This is a genomic window from Xanthomonas arboricola pv. juglandis, assembly GCF_001013475.1.
GTDB lineage: Bacteria > Pseudomonadota > Gammaproteobacteria > Xanthomonadales > Xanthomonadaceae > Xanthomonas > Xanthomonas arboricola.
The window spans coordinates 456,403-481,735 of sequence record NZ_JZEF01000004.1; the positions used below are offsets into that span (position 1 = coordinate 456,403).

At 67.3% G+C, this 25,333-nt stretch carries 16 protein-coding genes; 12 read left to right on the forward strand and 4 right to left on the reverse strand.

Features of this window, described 5'->3' with window-relative positions; translation table 11 throughout:
* Positions 1-52 precede the first annotated feature (52 nt).
* On the reverse strand, positions 53-2,218 hold the full coding sequence (locus tag XARJCFBP2528_RS16925; protein WP_016901888.1) for a TonB-dependent receptor: 2,166 nt from the start codon (positions 2,216-2,218) through the stop codon (positions 53-55).
* A 32-nt stretch (positions 2,219-2,250) separates the two neighbouring features.
* Positions 2,251-3,411, reverse strand: coding sequence for a phosphotransferase enzyme family protein (locus XARJCFBP2528_RS16930; protein WP_016901887.1), 1,161 nt, complete (start codon positions 3,409-3,411; stop codon positions 2,251-2,253).
* Between the two features lie 356 nt (positions 3,412-3,767).
* Here XARJCFBP2528_RS16930 and XARJCFBP2528_RS16935 point away from each other — a divergent pair, with 356 nt between their 5' ends.
* The 12 genes from XARJCFBP2528_RS16935 to XARJCFBP2528_RS16990 all read left to right on the forward strand — a co-directional run bounded on the left by XARJCFBP2528_RS16935 (position 3,768) and on the right by XARJCFBP2528_RS16990 (position 22,785).
* Positions 3,768-4,607: a glycosyltransferase family 2 protein gene (locus XARJCFBP2528_RS16935; protein WP_047124939.1), complete on the forward strand. Its 840-nt coding sequence runs from the start codon at positions 3,768-3,770 to the stop codon at positions 4,605-4,607.
* Positions 4,608-4,737: 130 nt separating this feature from the next.
* Positions 4,738-5,769, forward strand: coding sequence for a hypothetical protein (locus XARJCFBP2528_RS16940; protein ID WP_026064184.1), 1,032 nt, complete (start codon positions 4,738-4,740; stop codon positions 5,767-5,769).
* 13 nt (positions 5,770-5,782) lie between these two features.
* Positions 5,783-7,690, forward strand: coding sequence for a glycosyltransferase family 2 protein (locus XARJCFBP2528_RS16945; RefSeq protein WP_026064183.1), 1,908 nt, complete (start codon positions 5,783-5,785; stop codon positions 7,688-7,690).
* A gap of 49 nt (positions 7,691-7,739) precedes the next feature.
* On the forward strand, positions 7,740-9,026 hold the full coding sequence (locus XARJCFBP2528_RS16950) for a hypothetical protein (protein WP_016901870.1): 1,287 nt from the start codon (positions 7,740-7,742) through the stop codon (positions 9,024-9,026).
* The gene (locus XARJCFBP2528_RS16955) at positions 9,008-9,976 is read left to right on the forward strand and encodes a glycoside hydrolase family 113 (protein WP_047124907.1); all 969 of its coding nucleotides are present in this window, start codon (positions 9,008-9,010) and stop codon (positions 9,974-9,976) included. The genes XARJCFBP2528_RS16950 and XARJCFBP2528_RS16955 overlap by 19 nt, the downstream gene beginning before the upstream one ends.
* 175 nt (positions 9,977-10,151) lie before the next feature.
* Positions 10,152-11,348 (forward strand): nicotinate phosphoribosyltransferase, encoded by a 1,197-nt coding sequence (gene pncB / locus XARJCFBP2528_RS16960; RefSeq protein ID WP_039518967.1) that lies wholly within the window; start codon positions 10,152-10,154, stop codon positions 11,346-11,348.
* A gap of 175 nt (positions 11,349-11,523) precedes the next feature.
* Positions 11,524-11,979 carry a cellulose biosynthesis protein BcsD gene (bcsD, locus tag XARJCFBP2528_RS16965; RefSeq protein ID WP_016901867.1) on the forward strand — a complete coding sequence of 152 codons (456 nt, stop codon included), beginning with the start codon at positions 11,524-11,526 and terminating at the stop codon, positions 11,977-11,979.
* Positions 11,980-12,007: 28 nt separating this feature from the next.
* On the forward strand, positions 12,008-12,493 hold the full coding sequence (locus XARJCFBP2528_RS16970; protein WP_047124908.1) for a hypothetical protein: 486 nt from the start codon (positions 12,008-12,010) through the stop codon (positions 12,491-12,493).
* Positions 12,494-12,585: 92 nt separating this feature from the next.
* The gene (gene bcsA / locus XARJCFBP2528_RS16975) at positions 12,586-14,730 is read left to right on the forward strand and encodes a UDP-forming cellulose synthase catalytic subunit (RefSeq protein ID WP_047124940.1); all 2,145 of its coding nucleotides are present in this window, start codon (positions 12,586-12,588) and stop codon (positions 14,728-14,730) included.
* Positions 14,731-14,774: 44 nt separating this feature from the next.
* Positions 14,775-17,090: a cellulose biosynthesis cyclic di-GMP-binding regulatory protein BcsB gene (gene bcsB / locus XARJCFBP2528_RS16980; protein ID WP_047124909.1), complete on the forward strand. Its 2,316-nt coding sequence runs from the start codon at positions 14,775-14,777 to the stop codon at positions 17,088-17,090.
* Positions 17,087-18,268 (forward strand): cellulose synthase complex periplasmic endoglucanase BcsZ, encoded by a 1,182-nt coding sequence (gene bcsZ / locus XARJCFBP2528_RS16985; RefSeq protein ID WP_016901864.1) that lies wholly within the window; start codon positions 17,087-17,089, stop codon positions 18,266-18,268. The genes bcsB and bcsZ overlap by 4 nt, the downstream gene beginning before the upstream one ends.
* On the forward strand, positions 18,250-22,785 hold the full coding sequence (locus XARJCFBP2528_RS16990) for a cellulose biosynthesis protein BcsC (RefSeq protein ID WP_047124910.1): 4,536 nt from the start codon (positions 18,250-18,252) through the stop codon (positions 22,783-22,785). Before bcsZ ends, XARJCFBP2528_RS16990 begins: the two co-directional genes overlap by 19 nt.
* 236 nt (positions 22,786-23,021) lie before the next feature.
* Here the strand turns inward: XARJCFBP2528_RS16990 and XARJCFBP2528_RS16995 are convergent, their stop codons facing one another.
* Together XARJCFBP2528_RS16995 and XARJCFBP2528_RS17000 are read right to left on the reverse strand one after the other, a co-directional pair.
* On the reverse strand, positions 23,022-24,680 hold the full coding sequence (locus XARJCFBP2528_RS16995) for a PA domain-containing protein (RefSeq protein ID WP_047124911.1): 1,659 nt from the start codon (positions 24,678-24,680) through the stop codon (positions 23,022-23,024).
* Positions 24,673-25,086, reverse strand: coding sequence for a post-PEP-CTERM-1 domain-containing protein (locus XARJCFBP2528_RS17000; RefSeq protein ID WP_024940595.1), 414 nt, complete (start codon positions 25,084-25,086; stop codon positions 24,673-24,675). Before XARJCFBP2528_RS17000 ends, XARJCFBP2528_RS16995 begins: the two co-directional genes overlap by 8 nt.
* Positions 25,087-25,333: the final 247 nt, after the last annotated feature.

Below are 25,333 nucleotides of genomic sequence, written 5' to 3' on the forward strand. Positions count from 1 at the left end.
AACCCGTGCAGCTCATGCGTCAGCGGATCGCATGGCCGCGCATCGGTTGCGTTTAGAAATCCACCTGCACAGTCAGACGCGCCGTGCGCGGCGCGCCCGGGAACAGATAGGCATCGCCCTGGTATTCGCCGCTATCGCGCCAGTAGCGCTTGTCGAACACGTTGTCCACGTTCAAGCGCCAGGTGGTGGCCAGCCCGCCCAGCGCGGTGGCGTAACGCGCGCCCAGGTTGGCCACCGTGTAGGCCGGCACGCTGGCGTTGCCGAGCCGGTCGGCGAACTTGCGCCCGCTGTATTGCACGCCTGCCAGCAGCGCCAGGCCATCGATGCCGGGCACGCTGTAATCGGCCTGCAGGCTGGCGCGCAGCTTGGGCACGTTGATGGCCTGATGGCCTTCGTACTCGGCAATGTCGGTGTCTTCGGCACGGGCGCGGATGGCGGCAACGCTGGCAAACACGCGCAATTGCTCGGTTGCCGCGCCATCGGCCGACAACTCCAGGCCGCGGTTGTGCAGGCGGCCCTGTTGCACATAGCGCAGGCCACCATCGGCCTGCGGCTGGGTGAACTGGTAGGCCTGGCGGATGTCGAACAGCGCCGCGCCCAGGCGCAGGCCGTCGAGCTCGAATTTTGCGCCGGTCTCCAGCTGGTAGGCATTGGTCGGCGGCAGGATCTCATCGGCGTTGTCGGCAAACCACGGGGCGGTACCGCCGGCGGCCAGGCTCTTGGCGTAGCTGGCGTACAGCGATACCTGCTGCTGCGGTTTGAACAGCAGCGCGGCCTGCGGCAGCAGCGTGTCCTTGCGCGTGCGTCGCTCCAGCACGCCATCGCGATCGAAGCTGCGCTCGTCCAGGCGCACGTAACGCGCGCCCAACGACAGCTCCCATTGCGACCCAAGACCGATCCGGTCGGCCAATACCAACGCACGTTGACGGCTGTCCAGGCGGCGTTGCTTCGGGTCCAGGGCGACGTCGGTCTGTGCAAACACCTCCGGGTCGCGGTCGATGCTGCCGCTGCCGACGAATTCATTGACCGAGCCGAAGCGATCGATGGTGCGGCGTAGCCAATCGCCGCCGATGCTCAGGCGGTGATCCAGCGCGCCGGTGACTACATGGCCTTCCACGGTGGCGCGCAGTTGATCGTGCACGCGGGTGTCGTCGGGGCTGCGGTAGTCGTAGACGTCGTACTCGCCTTGCGCGCTGAAGAAGTTCGGGGTGGCGCTGTCGGCGCAACTGGCCGCGCCATAACAGCCCCAGGCGAACGCGGAGAAATCGTTGATCACCGAGCGGCTGCGTGACGCTTCAGCGGTGGCGCGCCAGTCGTCGTTGAATTGGTAGGCGTAGCGCAGCTGCGCATTGAGCGAATCCATCTCCACCGGCCGCGACCACGGCTGGTAGCCGAGCAGGCGATGCACATCGATGTCGCGCGGTACCTGCGTGCCACCGAGCAATTGGTAGCCGGGCACCGAGCGTTGCTGCCGATGCTGGTATTCCACATCCAGCTGCAGCAGCGACTGCGGGCTGATCTTCCAGTCGCCAGCCAGCGACAGGAAATTGCGATAACCGTCGGCGTGGTCGACATAGCTGTTGATGTCCTCGCGCGCGGCATTGACGCGCAGGCCCAGGCTGCGCTCGGCGCCGAACCAGTCGCCCAGGTCGGCGGCCACATAGCGCGAGCCTTGTTCGTCGGTGCCCAGGGTCACGCTGCGCACGTGCTCGGGCCGCTTGGTGCGGTAGTCGATCAGCCCGGCCGGTTCGTTGACGCCCGATTGCAGCCCGGCCAGGCCCTTGAGGATCTGCACCTGCTGCTTGTTTTCCAGTGCAATGGATTGCTCGCCCACCGCGCTCAGGCCGTTGATCCGGTAACTGTTGGCGGCATTGAGCGAATAGCCACGCACGACGAAATTCTCGTAGTAGCCGATCGGGGCGTAGGCGTCGCCGGCGGAGGCATCGGCGCGCAATACCTCGCTGAGCACGCGTGCCTGACGGTCGAGCAATTGCTGGCGCTCGATCACCGCGATCGAGGCCGGCGCATCCAGCAGCCGCGTGGCGCCGAAGCCGGTCAAGGCCGTGCTGGCGTCGGCGCGTTCGCCACGCACGTTGACCGCATCCAGTTCGACCGCCTCGGCACCGGGTTGTTGCTGTGCGAGTGCAGGCGTGGCGATGCACAGCGCAAGTGCAAGCGCGAGCGGGCGGCGGTGGGGCAGGGGGGCGGACAGGTGCATGCGCAGGGCTCGAAAAGGAGAAGGAAAAACGCTCATGGCACCCGGCGCGCGCGCGCGTGCAGGTGATCGAGCAGGCACTGGCCATCGGCGCTGGCAAACCAGTCCGCATGGCCGAGCAGGTAACGGTGATAGGCGATGTCGGCGTTGTCGGCCGAGCGGGTGATGCCGGCGAAGTATTCGATCTCGCTCAGGGCGAAATCCGCATGCACGATTGGCAGCAAGGCGGCCAGCTGCCGCAGCTGCGCGGCGCCCAGTGCGCAGTGCCGGGCGTAGCCGTCCAGCAAGGCGTCGAGCTGCTCCAGCTGCGGCTGCGCGCGCTGCCCCGCATCCAGGTTCAACCATGGAATCAGATTGCGTTCGATCGCCGTGGCCAGGTCGAACATCGCAAAGCTGCGGTCGCACAGACCGAAGTCGAACACCGCGCTGACCTCGACGTCGCCATCGTCGTGTGTGCGCCACAGCAGGTTGGAGGCATGCCAGTCGCCATGCGTCCACAGCGGCGGCAGCGCGCCGGGCGCCGACAGCACCGGCCAGGCCCGGGCGTGCCAGGGCAGCAGGTGTTCGGTCAGGTCACGGCGCCAGGGCCGGTCCTGAAAATCGGCGGCCAGGCCGGGGCGCGACAGCAAGGCCTGTTCCACGGCCCGGATCGGATCGGCCTGCGCGAACAGGGCCAGGTTGGCCACCAGTACGCTGCTGCGGCGTGGCGGCGCATCGAACCCCTGTGCTGCCAGATGCAGGCGTGCCAGCGCGGCACCCGCCGCCGCCGCATGCGGGGTGCTGGTAAAGGGCGTCCACGACAAGGCATCCCGATACAGGTCCTGGCCGAGCCCTGCGCGCTGCACTTCGTAGACCCACTCGGCATCGGCCAGGGCGGTGCGGCCCGCGGCATCGTGCAGCACCTCGACCACCGGTGCGCCGGCCCAGCGCAGATGCGCCATGAAGACGTGCTCTTCGCGCAACGCGGCGACATTGCGCACGCTGCGGTGATGCCGCTTGACGATGAGCCTGCCGCTGGCGGTGTCCACGCAGGCGGCGGCAGAAAACGGGCGGGCGCTATGCCAGCGAATCAGTTCGCCACCGACGGGAACGGAAAAGTGCTGCAGCACGCGACGGATTTCGTCGGCGGTCAACACCGGCCAGTCCGGCAGCGCCAGCTCCAGGCTCATGCCGTGCACCTGATGCGAGGTGCTCATGCGCCCGGCTCCGGCAATGCGGTGCGGGCTAGTGGTATAGACCAGTCGATCGGTGCCGAAGCGGCGGACCCGGCGCGCGCGCCGGCGACAACACGGACGGCGCTGCCAGGCCGTCGTTGCGGCGCGCGCGCCATCAGGCGGTTGCGCTGCAGGGGATGAAAAGGCAGCGCAACACCGAAAGGTCGCTGGCCGTCATCTCGACACTAAAAAATGTGGGACGCGCCGTGGGCGGCGCCTGCGCAAAACCGCTGGGCGGTTCCGGGCGCGCAGTATGCCTGCTGCTGCTGCCAGCCGCCATGTCGGCGCTGGCAGACGCACGATGGCGTTGCGCCGCCCCGGCACCGGATAATGGCCGGATGACTCCCGTCCAGATTGCCGCCGTCGTCGTCACCTATCAGAGCAGCAGCACCATCGATGCGTGCCTGGCGCGGCTGCGCGCGGCCGAGGGCATCAGCGAGATCCGGGTGGTCGACAACGCTTCCAGTGACGACACCCTGGTGGTCGTGCAGCGGCATGCGCTGGCCGATGCGCGGCTGCACTTCATCGCCAATCCGGACAACCCGGGCTTTGCGAGCGCCTGCAACCAGGGCGCGCGCGACTCGCAGGCGCCCTGGCTGGTGTTCATCAACCCGGACCTGATGGTCGAGCGCGACACCTTGGCGCAGCTGTGCGCACGCGCGGTCGGGCACGCGGCGGTGCTGTTGGGCGTGGAGCAGGTGGACGAGCACGGGCAGCCGGATGCCGCGGTGCGCCGCCGTGACCCGGATTTTGCCGCGATGCTGCGCGCGCCGCGCGCCGCCGCCCAGCTGGCGGTGCCGGCCGATCCGTCTGCGCCCCTGCAGGTGGTGGACGCCATTTCCGGTGCCTTGATGCTGATGCAACGCAGCCTGTTCGACCGGCTCGACGGCTGGGACGGCGCCTACCGCCTGCACGCCGAAGACCTGGACCTGTGCCGGCGTGCGCGTCAGGCCGGTGCGCTGGTGGCGGTGGCCAACGATCTACGGGTCGTGCACGTGCGCGGCGTGTCCAGTCGTGCGCGGCCGTTCTTTGTCGAGTGGCACAAACACCGCGGCCTGTGGCGCTATTTCCGCAAGTTCGAGGCGGGCCAGCGGGGGCTGCTCACCCGGCTTGGCGTATGGCTGGCGATCTGGACTCACGCCGCCGCCCAGGTGCCGCGATTGTTGCAAAAGAGATGAGCTCGCTCGCGTTAAATTTGTGATAAATCAGTGATGGGTGGCGGCACTTAACTGTGATACGTTTCGCCTCGAAGTGTGATCAATCACTAGCTTCCTGTCCCTTCCGGGTCCCCCATCAGGAATCGTGCAAATGTCCTTACAGAACGACCCGCAATTGCGGGTACGTCAGCCGTGCGCCGCCGCGCTGCAGTCCAGTCCGGTTGTCTCGCCCTCTTCCCTTGATTCCACCACTCGCCGCGTGCCGGCGGCTGCGCTTTCGGCGCTCGCGCTGAGCTGCCTGATGGCAGCCTTGCCGGACACGGCCGTGGCAGGCGCCTGGACCCAGCCGCAGGGCGACACCCTGGTGATCGTCAAGGCGCTGCATAGCGATGGCCGCGGTTGGTTCGACGACAGCCATCACCGCACCACGTTTGGTGACGGCCAACAATTCGACGGAAACGGGCGTAGCCGCCAGGACCAGCTGAATGTCTACGTCGAGCATGGCTTGACCGACAAGCTGATCTTAATCGGCAATTTCTATTTCACCGAAGTCGGTTTCAGCAATTACGGCGGCGATGGCCGGACCCGCACCAGCACCACTGGTCTTGCCGATCAGGAAATTGGCCTGCGCTATGCGCTGCCGAGCGCGCAAGAGGACGTCTGGCGCAGCTCGGTGCAGGCATTGGTCAGCATCCCCGCCTACGGCCGCAGCAAGACCTACCATCCGAATAATCCCGAAGCGAATTCCGATCCTGCGCTTGGTCTTGGCGACTATGGCTTGGAGCTGCGGTACAGCCGCGGCCGTGGTTACACGCTAGGCGGGCGCAACGGCTACGTCGATCTGGGTGGCGCGGTGCGCCTGCGCGGCAGTGCCGCTTCCGACGAAGTGCGGGTGGACGCGTCTACCGGCCTGAGCCTGACCCCGAGCTGGTTGCTGCTCGGCGAAGTCAACGTGATCCAGGGTCTGGGCAACGGACGCAACAACTTTGACGTGCCCGGCTCTGCTGGCGGCGTCGGCTTCGTCGCTACCGGCACCAACTACGACCTCACCAAGCTGCAGCTGTCCACGCTGTACACCGCGCCGGGCGGCAGTCAGTGGCAGGTGGGATATCAGCAACCAGTGATGGGCCGCAACACCGCTGCCGCAGGTGGGCCATTTGTGGCCGCCTGGTGGCGGTTCTAAGGACGCCACGACAATGACGGTCACCTGCGAAATGGACGCGCTGGGACGAGCACCGGACATCGGCCGCGAACGCGGTCTGTTGGGTCGCGCGCTGGTCACGGCAGGCGTCATCACCGACGAACAGCTGCGCTCGGCGCTGGCGTTGCAGCAACGCTGGAACTCGCGCCTGGGCGATGTGATCCTGGCCCAGCGCGGTGTGCCGGCGCAGCGGTTCTACGCCATCGTTGCCGCGCACTTCGGCCTTGCGTTCATCGATCTGGTGCAGCAGCCGCCGGATCCGGAACTGCTCACCCCCGGCGATCTGGAAAGTTACGCGCAGCGCCTGCTGCTGCCGTGGCGTCGCGAAGACGGCGTGCTGGTGCTGGCCGTGGCCGATCCCGACCCGGCGGTGTTTGCCTGGGCGCGCGCGCACTACGGCGAGGACGTGCGTTTTGTCGGCACCGCCAAGTTCGACATCATCTGGAGCCTGCAGCGTTACGCCGACGAGCAGCTCACCGACAACGCGCTGAACCTGCTCGCATCGCATGCGCCGACCTACTCGGCGCGCCAGGTGGTCACGCGCGGACAGAAGTTCACGCTGTGGGCGATCGCCGCTGTGCTGGTGATCGCAATGGTGCTGTTCCCGGTGCCGGCCCTGATCACCGTCAACGTGCTGGTGGCGCTGGGCTTTCTGGCGACCTTCGGGCTGAAGCTGTTGCTGGTGTGGTTTGGCTCGCGCCACCGCATCGACATCAAGGTCACCGAGGACGAAGTGGCCGCGCTGCGCGACGACGACCTGCCGGTTTATACCGTGCTGGTGCCGATGTACAAGGAACCGGAAGTCCTGCCGATCCTGGCCAATGCGCTGCGCAAGCTGGATTACCCGATCAGCAAGCTCGACGTGAAGCTGGTACTGGAGGCGGACGATTTCGACACCATTGAGGCTGCCAAGAAACTCGGCCTGGAGGCGTTCTTCGAAATCATCCGGGTGCCGCCGTCGCAGCCCAAGACCAAGCCCAAGGCCTGCAACTACGCGCTGCATTTTGCGCGCGGCGAACTGCTCACCATCTACGACGCCGAAGACAAGCCCGAGCCGGATCAGCTCAAGCGCGTGGTGGCCGCGTTCCGCAAGGCCGAAAAGGATGTGGTGTGCATCCAGGCGAGGTTGAACTACTACAACGCCGACGAGAACTGGCTGACGCGGATGTTCACGCTGGAGTACACGCTCTGGTTCGACTTCTACCTGCCGGCGCTGGAATACCTGCGCATTCCGATTCCGTTGGGCGGTACCTCCAACCACTTCCGTCTGGATGTGTTGCGCCAGGTGCGCGCATGGGACCCGTACAACGTCACCGAAGACGCCGACCTGGGCGTGCGGCTGATCCAGAACGGCTACCGCGTCAACGTGGTCAATTCCACCACGTTCGAAGAAGCCAACGTCAGCATTCCCAACTGGATCCGGCAGCGTTCGCGCTGGCTCAAGGGCTATATGCAGACCTGGCTGGTGCATATGCGCGACCCGGTGCATCTGTATCGCAGCACCGGGTTCAAGGGCTTCTGGGGCTTTCAGTTCTTCATTGGCGGCGGTTTCTTCACCGCGTTGGGCGTGCCGGTGCTGTGGGCGCTGTATGTGGTCTGGGCAGTCACCGGGACAACCGCGTTCGAGCGCTTTTTCCCGCCGTGGCTGGCGACCGTGTCGTTGGTCAATCTGTTGTTGGCCAATGCGTTCTTCATCTACATCACTCTGGTGGCTGCGTTCAAACGCGACTACTTCAAGCTGGCGCCCTACGCGCTGACCGTGCCGTTCTATTGGGCGCTGCAGTCGATCGCCGCTTACAAGGGTCTCTGGCAGCTGATCCACAATCCGTTCTATTGGGAGAAGACCACTCATGGCATCAGCAAGCATTCGGAAAACGAGCGCCGCGCCGCACTCGAAGAGTGAGTCGGCAGTTTCGCGTCGTCACAGCGGGCTGCCGGCGTTTCTGGTTGCCGTGGTGGCCCTATCGCTGCTGAGCCAGCCGTTGCTGCTGCAGTCGGTCGGCTCCGCCGCACCGGCAATCGCACCAGCAGCCGGCTTGCCGGCAACCGGTCTGTTGTCGTGGGCGATCAATCTGGGGCTGGACAGCTGGAATCTGCCGTTCCAGGTCTGGCCGTTCCTGGCGGTCGCCGCCAACGCGCTGTTCCTGTCGCTGCTGTGGCGCGATCTGGCCGGTGTGTTCGGACGCGGCTGGGCCAGTGGTTTGACCCTGCTGGTGGGCTGCAATCCGCTGTTCCTACTGCCGATCGCCGCAGGCGGAAGCCAGGCGGTGGGTCTGCTGGCGTTCTACGGCTTGTGCCGCACCTTGCGCCGCCTGCAGACGCCGGTAGAGGCCTTCACCTATCTGCGCATCGCCGGCTGGTTATGCATCCTGCTGTGCCTGGACCTGCAGACACTGGCGTTGTCGACGATGGTGGCACCGTGGCTGCTGCTGGTGATGCCGCCGCAGATGCTGCGCAAGGCGCCGGGTTCGTTCTACCTGGTGTGCTATCTGCCGTTCGCGTTTCTGGTCGGCATGTGGGCCTACGTCAATCTGACCGTGTTCAACGCACCGTGGCCGACGCTGTCCAGCATCGGGCAGGGTGCGCATCCGCTGCCGTTACCGCTGGCCGAGCATGCGCAAGGTTGGCTGCCGGCGGTGCGCTGGGGCGTGGCGGCGGTGGTCTGCTTCCCGGTGCTGGCGTTGCTGGCCCGTAGCCGCAGCAGTGCGCTCACGCGCGGCGTGCTGGCCAGTGCCGGCACCGTGATCTGTGCGGCGGCGTTGTCGTTCGCCTTCGGCTGGGCGGGGTTCGACGCCTTGCTGCTGCTGTGGGTGCCGGCAGCGTTGCTGCTGCGCGCACTGCATGCCGATCAGCGCAGCCAGGCCGCCGGCCTGCTGTTGCTGGGCCTGATCGGTGCGGCCTGGGTGCAGCCGCAGGGCTGGGGCAGCTGGATGCGTGCGGCGCCTGCCGATGCGCAGTCCTTGCTGCAGGGCGAGGCGGTGGTCATGCGTGCGCCGGTATCGTTGCCGACCGGCTCGGCGACGCCGGCAGCGGACGCTGTGCAGGCGCAGCCCACAGCTGCGACTGCCGCGAATGTGGCCGCACCCACGCAGCTCGCTGCCGGTGCCACCACGCCTGCTGCCACCGCTGCAATGGTGCAGCCGGACAAGAACACTGCGGTCATCGGTGCAATGGACTGCGCGCACGCCACGACCGCGTCCACCACCGAGGCATCTGCCACATGTTCAAACGCGTTCTGAGCGCCGCGTTTCTGGTCGGGGCGTGCATGTTGGTCAACGGCTGCAACGCGGATGCAACGACGTGGATGGGCGCCAACGTCAAGGTCTCGGCCAATGCGCCGTGGGAAAGCGAGGCGGCGGGGCAGTCGCTGGACGCGCTGGCCAAGACCGGCGCCAGCAAGGCGCTGCTGGTCGCGTTTGTGTGGCAGGCCAACCCGCAGTCGAACGACCCGGTGCTGGGTAGCGACAGCAGCGTGGAGGCCATGCGCGCCGCGTTGCGGCAGAGCCACCAGGCCGGCCTGCAGGCCACGCTCAAGGTGCATGTGTGGATTCCCGGGCATTGGGCCGGCGACACCGCGCCCACCGACCAGGCAGCCTGGTTTGCCGCGTATCAGAATGCGTTGCTGCCGTTGGCCAGACTGGCCGAAGACGAGCACGCTGAAGCGCTGGTGATCGGCACCGAACTGCGCAAGCTGCAGGACGCGCCGCAGTGGCCCGGTCTGGTGGCGGAAGTGCGCAAGGTCTACCACGGCAAGCTGCTGTACGTGGCCGACGGCATGGAGCACGCCGAAAGCTTCCGCTACTGGTCCTTGTTCGATGCGGTGGGCACCAGCCTGTATCCGCGTCTGTCCGAAGCGGCCGGCACGCGCACGGCCGAGATGAACGCCGCCGCGCAGCGCCTGCAGCAACTGGGCCAGCGCGTGGGCAAGCCGGTGTGGGTGGCGGAGTTGGGGCTGCGTTCTGCACGCGGCAGCCTGGCCGCGCCATGGGAGAGCCCGGAGCAACGCGCTGCCGCAGTGGACACCCGCCTGCAGCTGCAGGTGTTGCAGCAGTGGCGCAAGGTGCTGCAGGCGCACGGCGTGGAAGGCATCGCGCTGTGGTGCTGGTACACCGACCCCAAGGCCGGTGGCCAGGGCGACAGCGACTTCACCGTACAGGGCAAGCCGGCGCAGCAGGTGCTGGCGCGCTGAGCGATGGCGCCTGGCCCTTTCCAAGGGAGTGCCGGGCGCAATTTCCGGGGTGAATTGCCGGAGTGACTCGCCAAGGGAAATCGCCAGGCGCACCGCCGCTGCGCAGCGCAGCGCTTCCCGAGGCATCGGCGGCTTGCACGCAGTGCGATCGCCGCTGCGGGCATAATCCGGCAGCATGATCATCCATTCGCTGCTCGACACCGACCTGTATAAATTCACCATGATGCAGGCGGTACTGCATCAGCATCCGGCCGCGCAGGTCGACTACCGCTTCAAGTGCCGCACGCCCGGCGTGGATCTGGCCCAGTTCATCGACGAAATCTCGCGCGAGATCGATGCGCTGTGCCGGCTGCGGCTGCGCGAGGACGAAGTGGCCTATCTGCGCGGCCTGCGCTTCATCAAGCCGGACTTTGCCGACTTCCTGGCGCTGTTCCATCTGGACCGCAAGTATCTGCAGCTGTCGGCATCGACCACCCACCCGGGCGAGATCGAACTGACCATCCGCGGCCCGTGGCTGCATACCATCCTGTTCGAAGTGCCGTTGCTGGCGATCATCAACGAGGTGTGGTTCCGCAACACCTCCGAGCCGGATTACGAAGAAGGCCGCAGCCGCCTGCGCGAGAAAGTGAGCAGCCTGCGCAGCATGCCGGCCGGCTGCAAGATCGCCGACTACGGCACCCGGCGGCGCTATTCGCGGCACTGGCACGGTGAGCTGCTGCCGTTGCTGCGCGATGGCCTGGGCGAGCAGTTCGTCGGCACCAGCAATGTGTATTTCGCCAAGCATTACGGTCTGACCCCGCTGGGCACGATGGCGCACGAGTACCTGCAGGCGTTCCAGGCGCTGGGGCCGCGGTTGCGCGACTCGCAGGTGGCGGCGCTGGAATCGTGGGCGCGCGAGTACCGCGGCGATCTGGGCATCGCCCTGTCCGATGTGGTCGGGCTGGACGCGTTCCTTCGCGACTTCGATCTGTATTTCTGCAAGCTGTTCGACGGCATGCGGCATGATTCGGGCGACCCGTTCGAATGGGGCGAGCGCGTCATCGCCCACCTGCAGGCACACCGCATCGACCCCGCGACCAAGGTGCTGGTGTTCAGCGATGGCCTCAATATCGACAAGGTGATGCGGCTATACGCGCACTTCCATACGCGCTGCCGGCTGGCGTTCGGGGTCGGTACCAGCCTCACCAACGACCTGGGGCCGACACCGCTGCAGATCGTGATCAAGATGGTCCGCTGCAATGGCCAGCCGGTGGCAAAGCTCAGCGACTCGCCGGGCAAGAGCATGTGCGAGGACGCCGGTTACCTGCGCTATCTGCGCGATGTGTTCGGCTTGCCGCCGATGCCGGAAGCGGGTGACCACGCGCGGCAGTGACTGACGTGTAGCGGCAGCTTGTGCCGAGGCCCGACAGTGCTGTCAGGGAATGGCCGAAAAAAATGCGATGCAGCGCTCAATTGGCCGCATGGGTTCGTTAACATTGGCATCACGCTTGCTTCACTTCTGATGCACGCGATGTTGATGTACGGCCTCCTTTCCGCGCGACGTCTCAATGACTGCACCCGACCCATTGTCGCTGTACCGCGCGCGCAGCTGCTCCCGGCAGTGGCTGGGCTTTGTGCGTGCGATGGCCGCCGAGTTCGGCGCCGAGTTGCCCGAGGATGATCTGGCCCCGTTGATGGCGCGCATCGGCCGGCGCTTCGCGCGCGAACACCGGCTGGCGCACTGCACGACCCTGGACGAGATGCAGCAGGCCGCCAACGCAGTGTGGGAGCGCTGCGATTGGGGCCAGTGCGCGATGCATGAACACGCCGACCACGTGCGGATCCAGCACGCCAGCGCGCCGTTGAGCGTGGCACTGGATGGTGTGGCGTGGAGCGATGGGTTCCTGCAGGGCGTGTACGAAGGGTGGTTCCAGCAACTGGGGATGCTGGCAGGCCTGGCGGTGCAGACCGCGCCAGGCGACAGCGTCGATCTGCGCAACTTCGTGTTGATGCGGACGGCATGAACGGCTGAAGTCGGGCAAGGGGAGTGTGATGGCACCGAAGAACAACAAGGCAACCTCCGGGCATGACGACGTGTCCGGCCTGTTCGCGCGGTTGGGGACGCCGGCGAGCGCGGGCTATCAGGATTTCGCCCACACCCAGCTGCCGCCGCGCAGGCCGGGAGTGACGCAAACGCCGGTCCCGGCAGCGGTCGAACAGCCCCCCGCTGCGACGGACACCGCGCAGACGCCAGCGCCGCTGCCGGCGCCCGCGGCATCAGTGCCTGACGTTTTGCCTGCCATGCAGGCAGCGCTGGCGCCGCATCGGCCAGTGCCTGTCGAAGGGACGGCAGGCCCGCCGCTCGATGCGCTCGCGCCGCTACGCAAATTGCGCCAGCTCGACGAGCCTGCAGCGCCTGCAGCGCAGCCGGGCGAGCGCCAGGCGCAGACGCCGTTGGAACGCTTGTTCCAGCGCCTGCTGCAGGCCGATGCGCCCAGCGCGACGCAAAGCCCACTGCAGCGACTGCGCTCGCGTTGATCAGCACCACCGTGTGACTTTCGGCAAGCGCCGCTGCGCTCGCCTGTTTCGCCTTGCTTTGCCGCACGCCGCCACGCTTGAAGGATTATCTGATGACTGCTGCCAGCCGCCGTTCCGGATCACCGCTGCCCACGTTGGCGACCTGGGCGCTATGGTTGCTGGGCGGCTTGCTGCTGGTGTTCGTGGTCGCCGTGCCGATGGATGTCACCCAGCAACTGGTGTTTTCCGGCGTGCTGTTCGCCGTTGCGCTGGCGGTGCGCAAGCGCGGCGGGCGGGTGGTGATCCTGACGATGATGGGCATGTCGCTGGCGGTGTCGTGCCGCTACATCTGGTGGCGCACGACCCAGACCATGGGCGTGGGCAGCGCGGTGGATTTCATCCTGGGTCTGGGCCTGCTGGGCGCGGAGCTGTATGCGTTCGTGATCCTGGTGCTGGGCTATTTCCAGGTGCTGTGGCCGCTCGATCGCAAGCCGGTGCCGTTGCCGGCCGACCAGGCCCTGTGGCCGAGCGTGGACGTGTTCATTCCCACCTACAACGAGCCGCTATCGGTGGTGCGCACCACCGTGCTGGCGGCCAGCGTGATCGATTGGCCGGCCGGCAAGATCACCATCCATCTGCTCGATGACGGCCGCCGCGACGCGTTCCGCGACTTCTGTGCCGAGGTCGGCATCAACTACGTCACCCGCACCAACAACGCGCACGCCAAGGCCGGCAATATCAATGCCGCGCTGAAGAAATGCAGCGGCGAGTACGTGGCGATCTTCGACTGCGACCACATTCCCACCCGCAGTTTCCTGCAGGTGGCGATGGGCTGGTTCCTGCGCGACACCAGGCTGGCCCTGGTGCAGATGCCGCACTATTTCTTCTCGCCCGACCCGTTCGAACGCAACCTGGGCACGCATGGCAAGGTGCCCAACGAAGGCGAGCTGTTTTACGGCCTGTTGCAGGATGGCAACGACCAGTGGAATGCGACCTTCTTCTGCGGTTCCTGCGCGGTGATCAAGCGCAGCGCGCTGGAAGAGGTGGGCGGGGTGGCGGTGGAAACCGTTACCGAGGACGCCCACACCGCGCTCAAATTGCAGCGCCGCGGTTATCGCACCGCCTATCTGGCGGTGCCGCAGGCTGCAGGGCTGGCCACTGAGAGCCTGTCCGGGCATGTGGCGCAACGCATCCGCTGGGCGCGCGGCATGGCGCAGATTGCGCGCATCGACAATCCGCTGCTGGGGCGCGGGCTCAGGCTCTCGCAGCGGCTGTGCTACCTCAACGCGATGCTGCACTTCTTCTACGGCTTGCCGCGCATCATCTATCTCACTGCGCCGCTGGCCTATCTGTTCTTCGGCGCGCACGTGATCCAGGCCTCGGCGTTGATGATCCTGGCCTATGCGTTGCCGCACCTCCTGCAGGCCAATCTGACCAACCTGCGGGTGCAGAGCCGCTTCCGCCATCTGCTGTGGAACGAGGTCTACGAGACCACGCTGGCCTGGTACATCTTCCGTCCCACCCTGGTTGCGCTGCTCAACCCCAAGCTGGGCAAGTTCAATGTCACGCCCAAGGGCGGGCTGGTGGCGCGCAGTTATTTCGATGCGCAGATCGCCAAGCCGTACCTGTTCCTGCTGTTGCTCAACCTGGCCGGTGTGGCTGCCGGCGTGCTGCGCCTGATCTATGTCGGCGGCAGCGGCGAGCAGCAGACGATCTGGTTCAACCTGGCCTGGACGCTCTACAACATGGTGCTGCTGGGCGCCACCATCGCCACCGCCAGCGAAACCCGCCAGGTGCGCAGCGCCCATCGCGTGCCGTTGGATGTCCCGGTCAATCTGTATCTGCCCGATGGCAGCGTGCTGCCCAGCCGCTCGCTGAATTTTTCCACCGGCGGCATGGCGATCAGGCTCGCCCAGCCGCAGCCGATCGAGCCGGGGTTGCCGGTGCAAATCGGCCTGAGTCATCGCGGCGTGGAGCAGACCTTGCCGGCGGTGGTGCGGCAGGACCGCGATGGCCAGGTCAGCGTGCAGTTCACCGCGATGTCGATGGAACAGGAGCGCTGGCTGGTGGCCTCGACCTTTGCGCGCGCCGACATCTGGCTATCGCAATGGGGCCAGCACGACCGCGATTCGTTCTGGCGCTCGATGGGCCAGGTGCTGGCTGCCAGCGCGCGCGGTTTCGGACGCCTGGGCGGGCATATCGCACTCAGTGCGCGTCAGGGCTTTCGCCCGGCGCGCGCGCTGGATCTGGAGTCGTGAGCGTGACGCCTGCCGTTTCCCTTTTCCCTGCCAAGAAGCAACCGATGCGAATGTCCCCGGCCGTGTTGACCTGTGTGCTCACCCTGCTGACTAGCCTGGCGCAGGCGCAGCAGGCCGTGCCGGCAACGGCGACGGCCACGCTGACCGGGCAGGCCGGCACCGCCGCGAGCGCGCCGCCGGCACCGGCAGCGATGCCGGCCGGTAGCACCCGCACCTCCAGCCTGCGCGAGCTCGGCATCGACTACGAAATCACCCTGCGCGGCGTGCAGGGCAGTGCCGGCGTGCCCTTCAGCGTGCGCAGCGACGAGATCGTCACCGCCGCCACGCTCAACCTCAAATACAGCTATTCGCCCGCGCTGCTGCCGGACCTGTCGCATCTGAAGGTCACCATCAATGGCGTCACCGTGGGCACCTTGCCCGCCGACAAGGCCAATGCCGGCAAGCTGCTCTCGGCCGATCTGCCGATCGACCCGCGCCTGGTCACCGATTACAACCAGCTCAACCTGCAGTTGATCGGCCATTACACGCGCGAGTGCGAAGACCCGGACCACAGCAGCCTGTGGGCGAATGTGGACGCGGCTACCAGCCTGTCGCTGACCACCACGCCGCTGGCGCTGGCCAATAACCTGGCGTTGTTGCCGGTGCCGTTCTTCGATGTGCGCGACACGCGCCGGCTGGAATTGCCGTTCTACTTTCCGCAGCGCCCGGACAACGCCACGCTGCAGGCGGCTGGCGTGGTGGCCTCGTGGTTCGGCACACTGGCCGGTTACCGCGGCGCGGTGTTCCCGGCCTCGACCGAAGCGCTGCCGGCCACCGGCAACGCAGTGGTGTTCGCCACGCCCAGCACGCTGCCGGAGCAGTTCGCCACCGCCGACAGTGGCGTGGCCGATATCCGTGGCCCGACCGTGGCAGTGGTGGTCAACCCGACCGATCCCAATGGCAAGCTGCTGCTGGTGCTCGGCCGCAACAGCGAAGACCTGCAACGCGCCGCCACCGCGCTGGCCTTGCGCGCGCCGTTGACCGGGGCGGTCGCCCGCATCGGCGAGGTCAGCGCGCCGGCGCCGCGTCAGCCGTACGACGCGCCCAAGTGGGTGTCCAGCCAGCATCCGGTGCGCTTCGGCGATCTGGTGACCCAGCCCGGCCAGCTCAATGTCAGCGGCTATCACCCGGACCTGATCCGGGTCGGCCTGCAGCTGCCGCCGGACCTGTTCGTGTGGGAGCGCGACGGCATTCCGGTTGCGCTGAAATACCGCTACACGGTGCCGGACGTGGATAACAAGTCCGCGCTCAACGTCAGCATCAACGAGTCGTTCGTGACCACGCTGCCGCTGACCGGCCGCCCGTTCGCCGAGTCCACCCCGAGGCGCTGGTGGAACAGCCTGGGCGCACGCGGCAGCATGCCGGTGCATCAGGATCTGACATTGCCGGTGGGTGCGTTCTCGGCCAACAGCCAGTTGCGCTTTCACTTCTTTTTCGATCGCCCGCAGGGCGAGGAGTGCAAGAACACCTTTCCGGACGTGTCCGGCGCCATCGATGCCGATTCCAGCATCGACCTGAGCGGCTTCCACCACTACATGGCGATGCCGAACCTGGCCGCGTTCGCCAATGCCGGCTACCCGTTCACGCGCCTGGCCGATCTGTCCGAATCCACCATCGTGCTGCCCGACAATCCCGGCGATCAGGACCTGGGCAATGTGCTGACCCTGCTCGGACGCTTCGGCGCCTCCACCGGGTATCCGGCGCTGCATGCGCAGATCATCGGTGCCGGCGCGGTGCAGCAGCATGCCGACCGCGATCTGTTGCTGCTCGGCAGTGCGCAGTCGCAGCCGCTGTTCAAGCAATGGCGCGCACAGCTGCCGGTGGGCCAGGACGGGCAGGCGACACGCTTTGCGCTGACCGATTGGGTGCTGGAAAAGCTGCCGGGCTTCCTGTCCTTCGATGCGCGCCGCACCGACCTGCCGACCACCACCGAAATCGCCCTGCAACCGCAGCCGGACGATGTGCTGTTGATGGGCTTCGAATCGCCGTTGAAGTCCGGCCGCAGCGTGGTCGCGTTCCAGAGCGAAGACCCAGCCAACATGAGCCGGCTGTTCGACGCCTGGTTCGACCCGACCCTGCTCAAGGACTTCCAGGGCAGCGTGGTGTTGCTGCAGCAAAAAAAGGTCATCAGCCTGGTCGGCAACCAGACCTATTACGTGGGCCATCTGCCGCTCCCGACCTGGCTGCGCTGGTACTTCTCGCACCACCCGGTGTGGCTGGCGTTGACCGTGGTGCTGCTGGCGCTGTTGCTGGCGCTGGCCGCGCGCGTGCTGCTGCGCCGACATGCCGCCGAGCGGCTCAACGAAGGCGGCAGCGCATGAGCGCGCACGATCGCGCCGCGACGATGACGCGCCGCAGCCTGCTGCGTGCCGGTGCGCTGGCCGGCCTGGCCGCGCTGCTGCCCACGCGCGCAGCGGCGGCGGCCAGCCAATGCGGGCCGTGGCCGCTGTGGAATGCCTTCGTCGACAAGCACATCCAGCCCGACGGGCGGGTGGTGGATTTCCTCAATCCGGACCAGCGCTCGACTTCCGAAGGTCAGTCGTATGCGCTGTTCTTCGCCCTGGTCAACAACGACCAGGTGTTGTTCGAGAAGGTGCTGGGCTGGACCCGCCACAATCTGTGCGGCGGCCGCCCGGATCTGAATCTGCCGGCGTGGTTGTGGGGGCGCGATGGCAGCGGCAGCTGGCGCGTGCTCGATGCCAATACCGCCAGCGATGGCGAGCTGTGGATTGCCTACGCGCTGCTGGAAGCCGGCCGGCTGTGGAGCCGGCCCGGGTACGTCAAGGCCGGCCAGCAGATCCTGCAACTGATGCGTCAACAGGAGGTGGCCACGCTGCCGGGCCTGGGCGCGATGTTGCTGCCCGGCCGCACCGGCTTTGCCGAGAAGCAGCGCTGGACGCTCAATCCCAGCTACCTGCCGATCCAGGTGCTGCGGCGCTGCGCCAACGCCGACCCCAAGGGGCCGTGGGCGGCGATCGCCAGCAACGCCGCACGCGTGTTGCGCGAGAGCGCGCCGGTGGGCTTTGCGCCGGACTGGACGGTATGGGATGGCGAGCGCTTCAGCCCGGATCCGAAGCGCGGCAACGTCGGCAGCTACGACGCGATCCGCGTGTATCTGTGGGCCGGCATGCTCGATGCCGGCGAGCCGCTGCGCAGCGGCTTGCTGCGCGACCTGTCCGGCCCGGCCGACCTGCTCGCCGCACAGACCCCGTTTGCGGAAAAGATCGACACCGCGCGCGGCGTGGGCAGCGGCGCATTGCCGGTCGGGTTTTCTGCCGCGCTGCTGCCCTACCTGAGTGCGATGGGCCAGCCCGCGCTGCTCAAGGCGCAGGCGCAGCGCATTCCCGCCGCCGCGCAAGCGGCAGCCGCTGCGCTGCCGTACTTCGAACGCACGCTGGCCCTGTTCGGACAGGGCTGGCTTGAGAACCGCTACCGCTTTGCCGCAGACGGGCGCCTGCTGCCCGCCTGGAGAACGCCTGCATGCTCCGCAAAAAACTGACCCCGCTGTACCTCGTCGGCATGATCGACCTGTGCCTGCTCGCCTCGCCGGTGCAGGCGCAGACCAGCGCCACCCAGCAACTGGTCGGGCAGGGCAATTACTGGCACGACCAGGGCCGCGACGATCTGGCCGCCGACACCTGGCGCAAGCTGCTTGGCGTCGATCCGGATCAGCCCGACGCCTTGCTCGGCCTGGCGCAGATCGATCTGGCGCAGGGCCGTCAATCCGAAGCACGCAAGCGCCTGCAGCAACTCGACGCGGCACACCCGCAATCGCCGCAGGCACAGCGCCTGCGCGTGGCGATCGGCGCCCGTGGCAGCAGCGCTGCCGGCGAAGATCCGAACCTGCGCAACGCACGCCGCGCCGCCGTGGCCGGGCGCTATGTCGAAGCCGCGCGCAACTACGAAGCGCTGTTCGCCGGCAAGCCGCCGCCGCCGGCGTTGGCGCTGGAGTACTACCAGTCGCTGGCCGGCACCCCCACCGGCTGGGAGCGTGCGCGCGATGGTCTGCAACGCCTGCAATCCAGCGAACCGGGCAACCCGTCAGTGCAGCTGGCGCTGGCGCAGGTGCTGAGTTACCGCGAACCCACCCGCCGCGACGGCATCGCGCAGCTGCGCACGCTGGCGCAACGCGCCGATGTCGGCGGGCCGGCGCGCAGCAGCTGGCGCCAGGCGCTGCTATGGCTCAATGCCGGCATGGCCGATGCGCCGCTGTACCAGGCATTCCTGGCCGGTACCCCGGCCGATGCGGAAGTCACCGCCAAACTCGGCCAGCTGCGCGAACAACGCAGCGCCGCCGCCGCCGCGTCGGCCGACCCCAATGGCGTGCTGCTGGGCGAAGGCTTCCGCGCGCTGGGCGCCAACAATCTGGGCGCTGCCGAACAACGCTTCACGCAGGTGTTGCGCGCACGTGCGCGTGATCCGGAAGCGCTCGGCGGCCTGGGCTCGGTGCGCCTGCGTCAGCAGCGCTTTGCCGAAGCGCAGGAGCTGCTGCGCCCGGCGGCTGCGAGTCACGGCAAATGGAAAGGCGCGCTGGATAGCGCGCGCTACTGGCTGCAACTGCAGCAGGCCGAGGCCGCACGCAAACGTGGCGATCTGGCCCAGGCGCGCCAGCTGGTGGAGCAGGCGGTGCAGCTGCTGCCCAACGAACCGGCCGCGCAGGTGGCGCTGGGCGGCCTGCAGGCCGCCAGCGACCCGGCCGCCGCCGAGGCCAGCTACCGCAAGGCGCTGTCGCACGACGCCGACAATGCCGGCGCGCTGCAGGGCCTGGTCGGTTTGTACAGCCGCCAGGGCCGCATGCAGGAAGCCAGCGACTTGTTCAATCGCCTGCCTGCCGCAGAACGTGCCAAAGCCGGCGGGCAAGCCTTGCTGCGTTCCAACGTGCAGCGCGCGCGCGCCCGCCAGGCGCTGGAAGCCGGCGATGCGGTCAGCGCGCAGACCGAGCTGGAAGCGGCGATGGTCGAGCGCCCGGGCGATGCCTGGATCCGTCTGGATCTGGCCCGCCTGTACCAACAGGCCGGCCGCCCCGATCAGGCCCGCAGCGTGATGGATGGCCTGCTCGCCGTGCATGGCGACCAACCCGAAGCGCTGCATGCCAACGCTTTGCTCGCGCAGGAAAGCGGCGACTGGCAGGGCGCCTACGACAGCCTGGAGCGCATTCCGGTCGCATCGCGCACGCCGGAAATGACCCAGCTGCGCACCACCGCCTGGATAGAACTGCAGGCGCGTCAGGCACGGTTGCTGGTGGAGCAGGGCCGGCCGGGCGACGCGCAGCAGTTGCTGGCGCGCACCGAAACTGCGCTGGGCAATCAGCTCGACGACCCGCAGTTGCTGGCCGCACTGGCCGGCGCGCATGCCGATGCCGGCAACGCCCCGCGCGCGCTGACCCTGGCCCAGCGCCTGGTCACCGGCGCCACGGTGCGCAGCGAAGATCGCCTGCAATATGCCGGCGTGCTGCTGCGCGCGCACCAGGACGCCGAACTGTCGGCGGTGCTGCGCCAGTTGCAGGCCACCACCCTGACCCCGGAACAGCTGCGTCGTTATCAACGCCTACGCAGCGCCTACACGCTGCGCCAGGTGGATGCGCTGCGCGAACTCGGCAACCTGGAAGGCGCCTACGACGCGCTGTCGCCGATCCTGGCCCAGCAACCGGACAGCCGCGATGCGCAGGCCGCGCTCGCGCGGCTGTATGCCGCCTCCGGCGACCAGCGTCAGGCGCTGGCGATCTACCAGCAGATCCTGCAGCGTCATCCCGACGACCTGGACACGCTCACTGCCGCCGCCAACAGCGCGGCCGCGCAGTCGGACCTGCGCAATGCCGAGCATTACCTGCAACGCGCGCTGGCGCAGGCACCGGAGTCGCCGGAGGTGCTGGCCGCGGCCGGCCGCGTGTATCGCAGCGCCGGCAAGAACCGCAAGGCCGAGCAGTATTTCCGTGCCTCGCTGGCCGCGCAGCAGCGTCAGGCCGGGCAACTGGACAATGGCCTGCCGTCCGCGCGTGGTCCGTCCGCGGTCGCGTCCTCCAGCCGCCCGCTCAATCCGTTTTCCGGCATGACCGGCGGCATGCCACGCTCGCCGGCGGTGTTGTCCGAGCGCATGGATGCCGGTAGCGCCTATGGCGACGTGGCGGTTGCACCGGTGGCGGCGTCGCCGGGCTCTGCACGGTTCGCCACTGCCGCGCCGGTCGGTGGGTCTGCCGACAACGGCGGCGATACGTTGCCGCCGCCGGTCAGCTCCGGCGCTGCGCCCGCCATGCTGCCGGTCTCCAGCGGCCGCATGCGCGGTTCGTCGCGCGGCGACGGGCTGCTTGCCGCGCGCGCGGTTGCGCCGATCGCCGCAGACGCCGGTCCACGTCTGACCAAGCCCGCCGCACAGGCGTTGCCGCCGCTCGGCAGCGGCAACGGCGTGCTCGACGAACTGCGTGCGGTGCAGTCGGACAACAGCGACAACCTCGCCGGTGGCGCGTTGTACCGCTCGCGCGATGGCGAAGACGGTCTGGGCCGCCTGGACGATATCGAAATGCCGGTCCAGGCCGAGTTCGCCGTCGGCGACGGCAAGCTTGGCGTCACCCTGACCCCGACCATCGTCGATGCCGGCACGCTGACCACCGATTACGTCACCGCCAGCCGCTTCGGCAGCGGCCCGCAGACCGCCATCAACGATGCGCTGGCGGCCGATCGCGGCCCGATCGATACGCTGGTCAGCTCGTCGATGTACCAGTTGCTCGCCACCGAAGGCGACACCGCCGCCACGCGTGAACGCCTGCGTCGCTACGCCTTGAACACCGGTCTGTTCAACGAACTGCTGGTCGAGAACAACAACAGCAATGCCGCCGCCGTGGCGGCGCTGGCCAACGAACCGTTGCCGGCCTACCTGCTCGGCATCAACGCCTCCAACACGCCAATTGCCCAACTGGCGCGCGACATCCTCGGCAACGCCGCGCTCAGCGAACAGCTGGCTGTCGGCGATGCGGCCGCGTTGCGTGCGCTGGCCGGCAGCACGGCCGCCGCACAACAGACCCCAACCGGGCTGGCCGCCACGCTCAACACCATGGCCGCCACCGGCAACGGCACGCGCCGGCTCAGCCAGGACGACACCGGGGTGGGCGTCGGTGTGCGCTATCGCAATGGCGGGTTCAGTGCCGACATCGGCAGCACCCCGATCGGCTTCCAGGAGCAGAACCTCATCGGCGGCGTCGGCTATCGCGGCGAGCTCGGCGATGCGGTGAGCTGGTCGGCCGAAGCCTCTCGGCGCGCGGTCACCGACAGCGTGCTGTCGTTCTCCGGCGCGCAGGATGCACGGAGCGGCCGCGAATGGGGCGGGGTGACCAGCAATGGCGTGTCATTGTCGGCCACTGCCGACAATGGGCTGCTGGGCGGTTATGCCAATCTTGCCGCGCACCGTCTGCTCGGCAACAACGTCGCCGACAACGACCAGCGCCAGGTCGATCTTGGCTTTTACGTGCACGCACTGGAAACCCGGCACCAGTCGCTCACGGCTGGCGTCAATCTCACCGCCATGCAGTACGACAAGAACCTCAGCGGCTTCACCTACGGCCATGGCGGTTACTTCAGCCCGCAGAACTATGTGGACCTGGGTTTCCCGATGCACTGGAGCGGCCGCAGCGCCGGCCAGACGGTGAACTGGAAGGTCGATGCCAGCATCGGCGTGCAGCACTTCAGCACCGACGCCTCGCCGTATTTTCCGACCGATCCCACCCTGCAGCAGGCCGCCTACGATGCCGCCTCGCTGGCGGCCTTGCTCGGGCTGGTCAACCGCTACACCGACCCGGTGTATGCGGGCGAAACCCGCACCGGCGTGTCCTACAACCTAAGTGGCGCGGCCGAATGGCAGGTGGCACCGCAGCTGTTCCTGGGCGGGCGCATGACCTTCAACAATGCGCGCGACTACAACCAGTTCAGCAGCAATCTCTATCTGCGGTTCGTGATGGATCGGCTGGGCGCGGCACTGGGTCGTGCGCCACAGGTGCTGACCTCGCCATACGCTGCCGATCGTTGAGGACAAGGCAGACCGACTGCGCGGCCCTCTGGCCGTGGCGGTTGGTCTGCGCTCTGGTGGGTGTCTCTGGCCGGCGTTTTGCTGCGCGCTGTACACGCTTGCTGGCGCGCGCGCTCTCGGTGGGGCATGGACATCGCCGGGTGTGGCGCAGCTCGAACAGTGTGAGCACGGATAAACGAACGGCGCCTCCCGGCGCCGTTCGCACTGCATCGATTGCCTGCAGACTGCGCCTGTTGTTACGGGCGCACCTTGGTGGCACAGACAAACACCGCTGCCTGTTGAATGCGGCTGATCGCACCCTGGTTCTGCAACTCGCGTGCGTGCTCGTCCATGCAGGTCAGGTACCCCAGACGGTTGCCGGCATTCTGCGACTTGCACAGGCTGTTTTCGGCCGAGATGTTGGCGCCGGGAATCAGCCCGCCGGTCTCCAGCGTCGGCACCAGCGTATTGCAGTTGCCCAGCTTGGCCAGCCCGCGATTGAGCGTCCAGCCGATATCGGCAAACAGCGCCGGGGTCAGGTCGATGTTCAGATGCGCCTGCACTTCCGGCGTATCGAACGGTTCCATCAACGCGTTCGGCTGCAGGTCGGTATCGAAGTGCGAGAACGTGGACCCGCCGGCCACCACGCTGGGCGAATACAGCCGCGTGCGGCCCGCGGTATCGGTGCCCTGCAACAGCTCGGGGTCTTCGTACAACGCCGCCACCACTCCGGCGCTGCCCTTCAGCCGCGCGCCATCGGTCTGCGACACCATGATCGCCGGGATGGTGATGTCGGTGATCGGCGGGGCGGCATTGCCCATTGTCTGTACGCCGGCCGCGTTATTGGCCACGATCACGCCCACCGCGCCGTTGAGCTGTGCGTTCTTGACCTTGATCGCGAACGCGCAGGTGCCGCGGTCGATCAGCGCTACCTTTCCGGCCACCTCGGCCGCGTTGACGAACGGCGTTTCGCAACCATCGCTGGCCGATGCCGCGGTCACTCCGTCATTGACCGTCACCACTGCGCGGGCCGGGAAATTGGCCGCCGTGGCCAGCGGCCCGAAGCTGGCAAAGCCCACCTCGAACTTGCCCGCCGCGCTGGCCGGTGCGCTCACCTGCAACAGGGTGCGCGGATCCAGGATCAGTGCCGCCTCGCGGTTGACGCGCGTGCCGGCCCACACCGTACGCCCCGGCGTGCGCATCGCTTCGGCACGTAGCGCGTTGGTCATGGCCGGATCGTCGAAGCGCTTGTTCTGCACGTTGTCGAAGGCCTGCGCGGTGTAGACGTCGGTCAGGCCGCTGCCCGAGCCGAGCACACCGGTGGTCTTGTTGAGAAAGCCCGCCGCACCCAGGCCGTGGCCGATCTCGTGCATCACCACGTTGAGGAAGTTGATCTGGCCTTCGGGCGTCTTGCCGTCCAGGCCCAGGTACCAGCCCGAGCCGGCCAGGCAGTCGGGCTTGCCCAGATCGCCGTTGAATTGCGAGAACACGTCGGCCGGATCGCTGGGATCGGGGACCAGATCCTGCCCGGCAATCGCATCGCCCAGCGCGGACGGATACAGCGTATTGGGCTTGGAACCGGGGAAGTCGTTGACGATCCAGTTCGGGCCGGCCTGGCCCAGCGTGCCGCCGGTGGAGGTACAGGTCAGCCGCGCGAACGAGGCATACACCTTGATCTCGACATTGCTCTGCAGCACCGCGCCCCACAGGTCCATCGCGTACTGGTAGGCGATGCGACGCTGCTCGCCGACCGAGCGCCCCGGGTTGCCGCCCAAGGGCGCTGCGCTGGTGGGGTCGTTCAAGCCGACGCTGGTGCCGGCATCGCCATTGATCAGCGTGACGTTGGCGGCGCTTGCATGCAGCGGCGCGATGGCCGCAGCCACCGCCAGGGACAACAGCAACAAGGGCTTATTCATGCGGCAGCGCTCCGTGCTCGGCGTGGGCGGGTTGGGTGTCGGCGTCTTCGCTGTGCTCGATGACGATGCGGCCATCGGCCTGACGGGTCGCCATCAGCGAACTCATCTGCGTGGCCGGCAACTTGCGCGCCACGGTGCCATTGGGCAGGCGTCGCTCGGTCGCGCGTGCGGCAGATTCGGTCTGCGGAACCGCAGTGCGGGCAGCGCTGCTGCGGGCAGCCGACGCAGCCTGCTGATCCAGCGCCGCGCTCTCGGCGTCGGTCAGCGGGCGCAGCTTGCCGGTGACGGGATCGATACCCACCTTGGAACTGCTGGTTGCAGCCTCTTGCGCCACGGCCAAGGCCGGCAGGCAGACGACACACAACACACCGGACAGCATCCATCCGGGCTTACGAAAGCTCATCATCGTTGGGGTTTCCTTGAGTCCAACAGGGAAAAGGGACGCCGTGCAGACACCGGCATCGGGGGAATCCTTCCGTTTCAGTCTGTTCATGACTGAATCATGAATCCGTGATGTGTGTCAATCTTTTGACATATAGGCCGCTGAATGCGAAGCGAGAGCCTGAAACGGTTATCGCCGCACTTGCGTTGGGGAAATTTCTGGGCGCTGCAGCGGCAGCTGGCACTCAAATCGGCCAGATTTTTGACGCGAA

Bases quoted from the DNA above. Each gene is read 5' to 3' on its own strand.
- bcsA (WP_047124940.1), top strand. From the start codon at position 12,586: ATGACTGCTGCCAGCCGCCGTTCCGGATCACCGCTGCCCACGTTGGCG.
- XARJCFBP2528_RS16945 (WP_026064183.1), top strand. From the start codon at position 5,783: ATGACGGTCACCTGCGAAATGGACGCGCTGGGACGAGCACCGGACATC.
- XARJCFBP2528_RS16925 (WP_016901888.1), bottom strand. From the start codon at position 2,218: ATGCACCTGTCCGCCCCCCTGCCCCACCGCCGCCCGCTCGCGCTTGCA.
- XARJCFBP2528_RS16940 (WP_026064184.1), top strand. From the start codon at position 4,738: ATGTCCTTACAGAACGACCCGCAATTGCGGGTACGTCAGCCGTGCGCC.
- XARJCFBP2528_RS16935 (WP_047124939.1), top strand. From the start codon at position 3,768: ATGACTCCCGTCCAGATTGCCGCCGTCGTCGTCACCTATCAGAGCAGC.
- XARJCFBP2528_RS17000 (WP_024940595.1), bottom strand. From the start codon at position 25,086: ATGATGAGCTTTCGTAAGCCCGGATGGATGCTGTCCGGTGTGTTGTGT.
- XARJCFBP2528_RS16995 (WP_047124911.1), bottom strand. From the start codon at position 24,680: ATGAATAAGCCCTTGTTGCTGTTGTCCCTGGCGGTGGCTGCGGCCATC.
- bcsB (WP_047124909.1), top strand. From the start codon at position 14,775: ATGCGAATGTCCCCGGCCGTGTTGACCTGTGTGCTCACCCTGCTGACT.
- bcsZ (WP_016901864.1), top strand. From the start codon at position 17,087: ATGAGCGCGCACGATCGCGCCGCGACGATGACGCGCCGCAGCCTGCTG.
- XARJCFBP2528_RS16970 (WP_047124908.1), top strand. From the start codon at position 12,008: ATGGCACCGAAGAACAACAAGGCAACCTCCGGGCATGACGACGTGTCC.
- XARJCFBP2528_RS16930 (WP_016901887.1), bottom strand. From the start codon at position 3,411: ATGAGCACCTCGCATCAGGTGCACGGCATGAGCCTGGAGCTGGCGCTG.
- bcsD (WP_016901867.1), top strand. From the start codon at position 11,524: ATGACTGCACCCGACCCATTGTCGCTGTACCGCGCGCGCAGCTGCTCC.
- pncB (WP_039518967.1), top strand. From the start codon at position 10,152: ATGATCATCCATTCGCTGCTCGACACCGACCTGTATAAATTCACCATG.
- XARJCFBP2528_RS16990 (WP_047124910.1), top strand. From the start codon at position 18,250: ATGCTCCGCAAAAAACTGACCCCGCTGTACCTCGTCGGCATGATCGAC.
- XARJCFBP2528_RS16955 (WP_047124907.1), top strand. From the start codon at position 9,008: ATGTTCAAACGCGTTCTGAGCGCCGCGTTTCTGGTCGGGGCGTGCATG.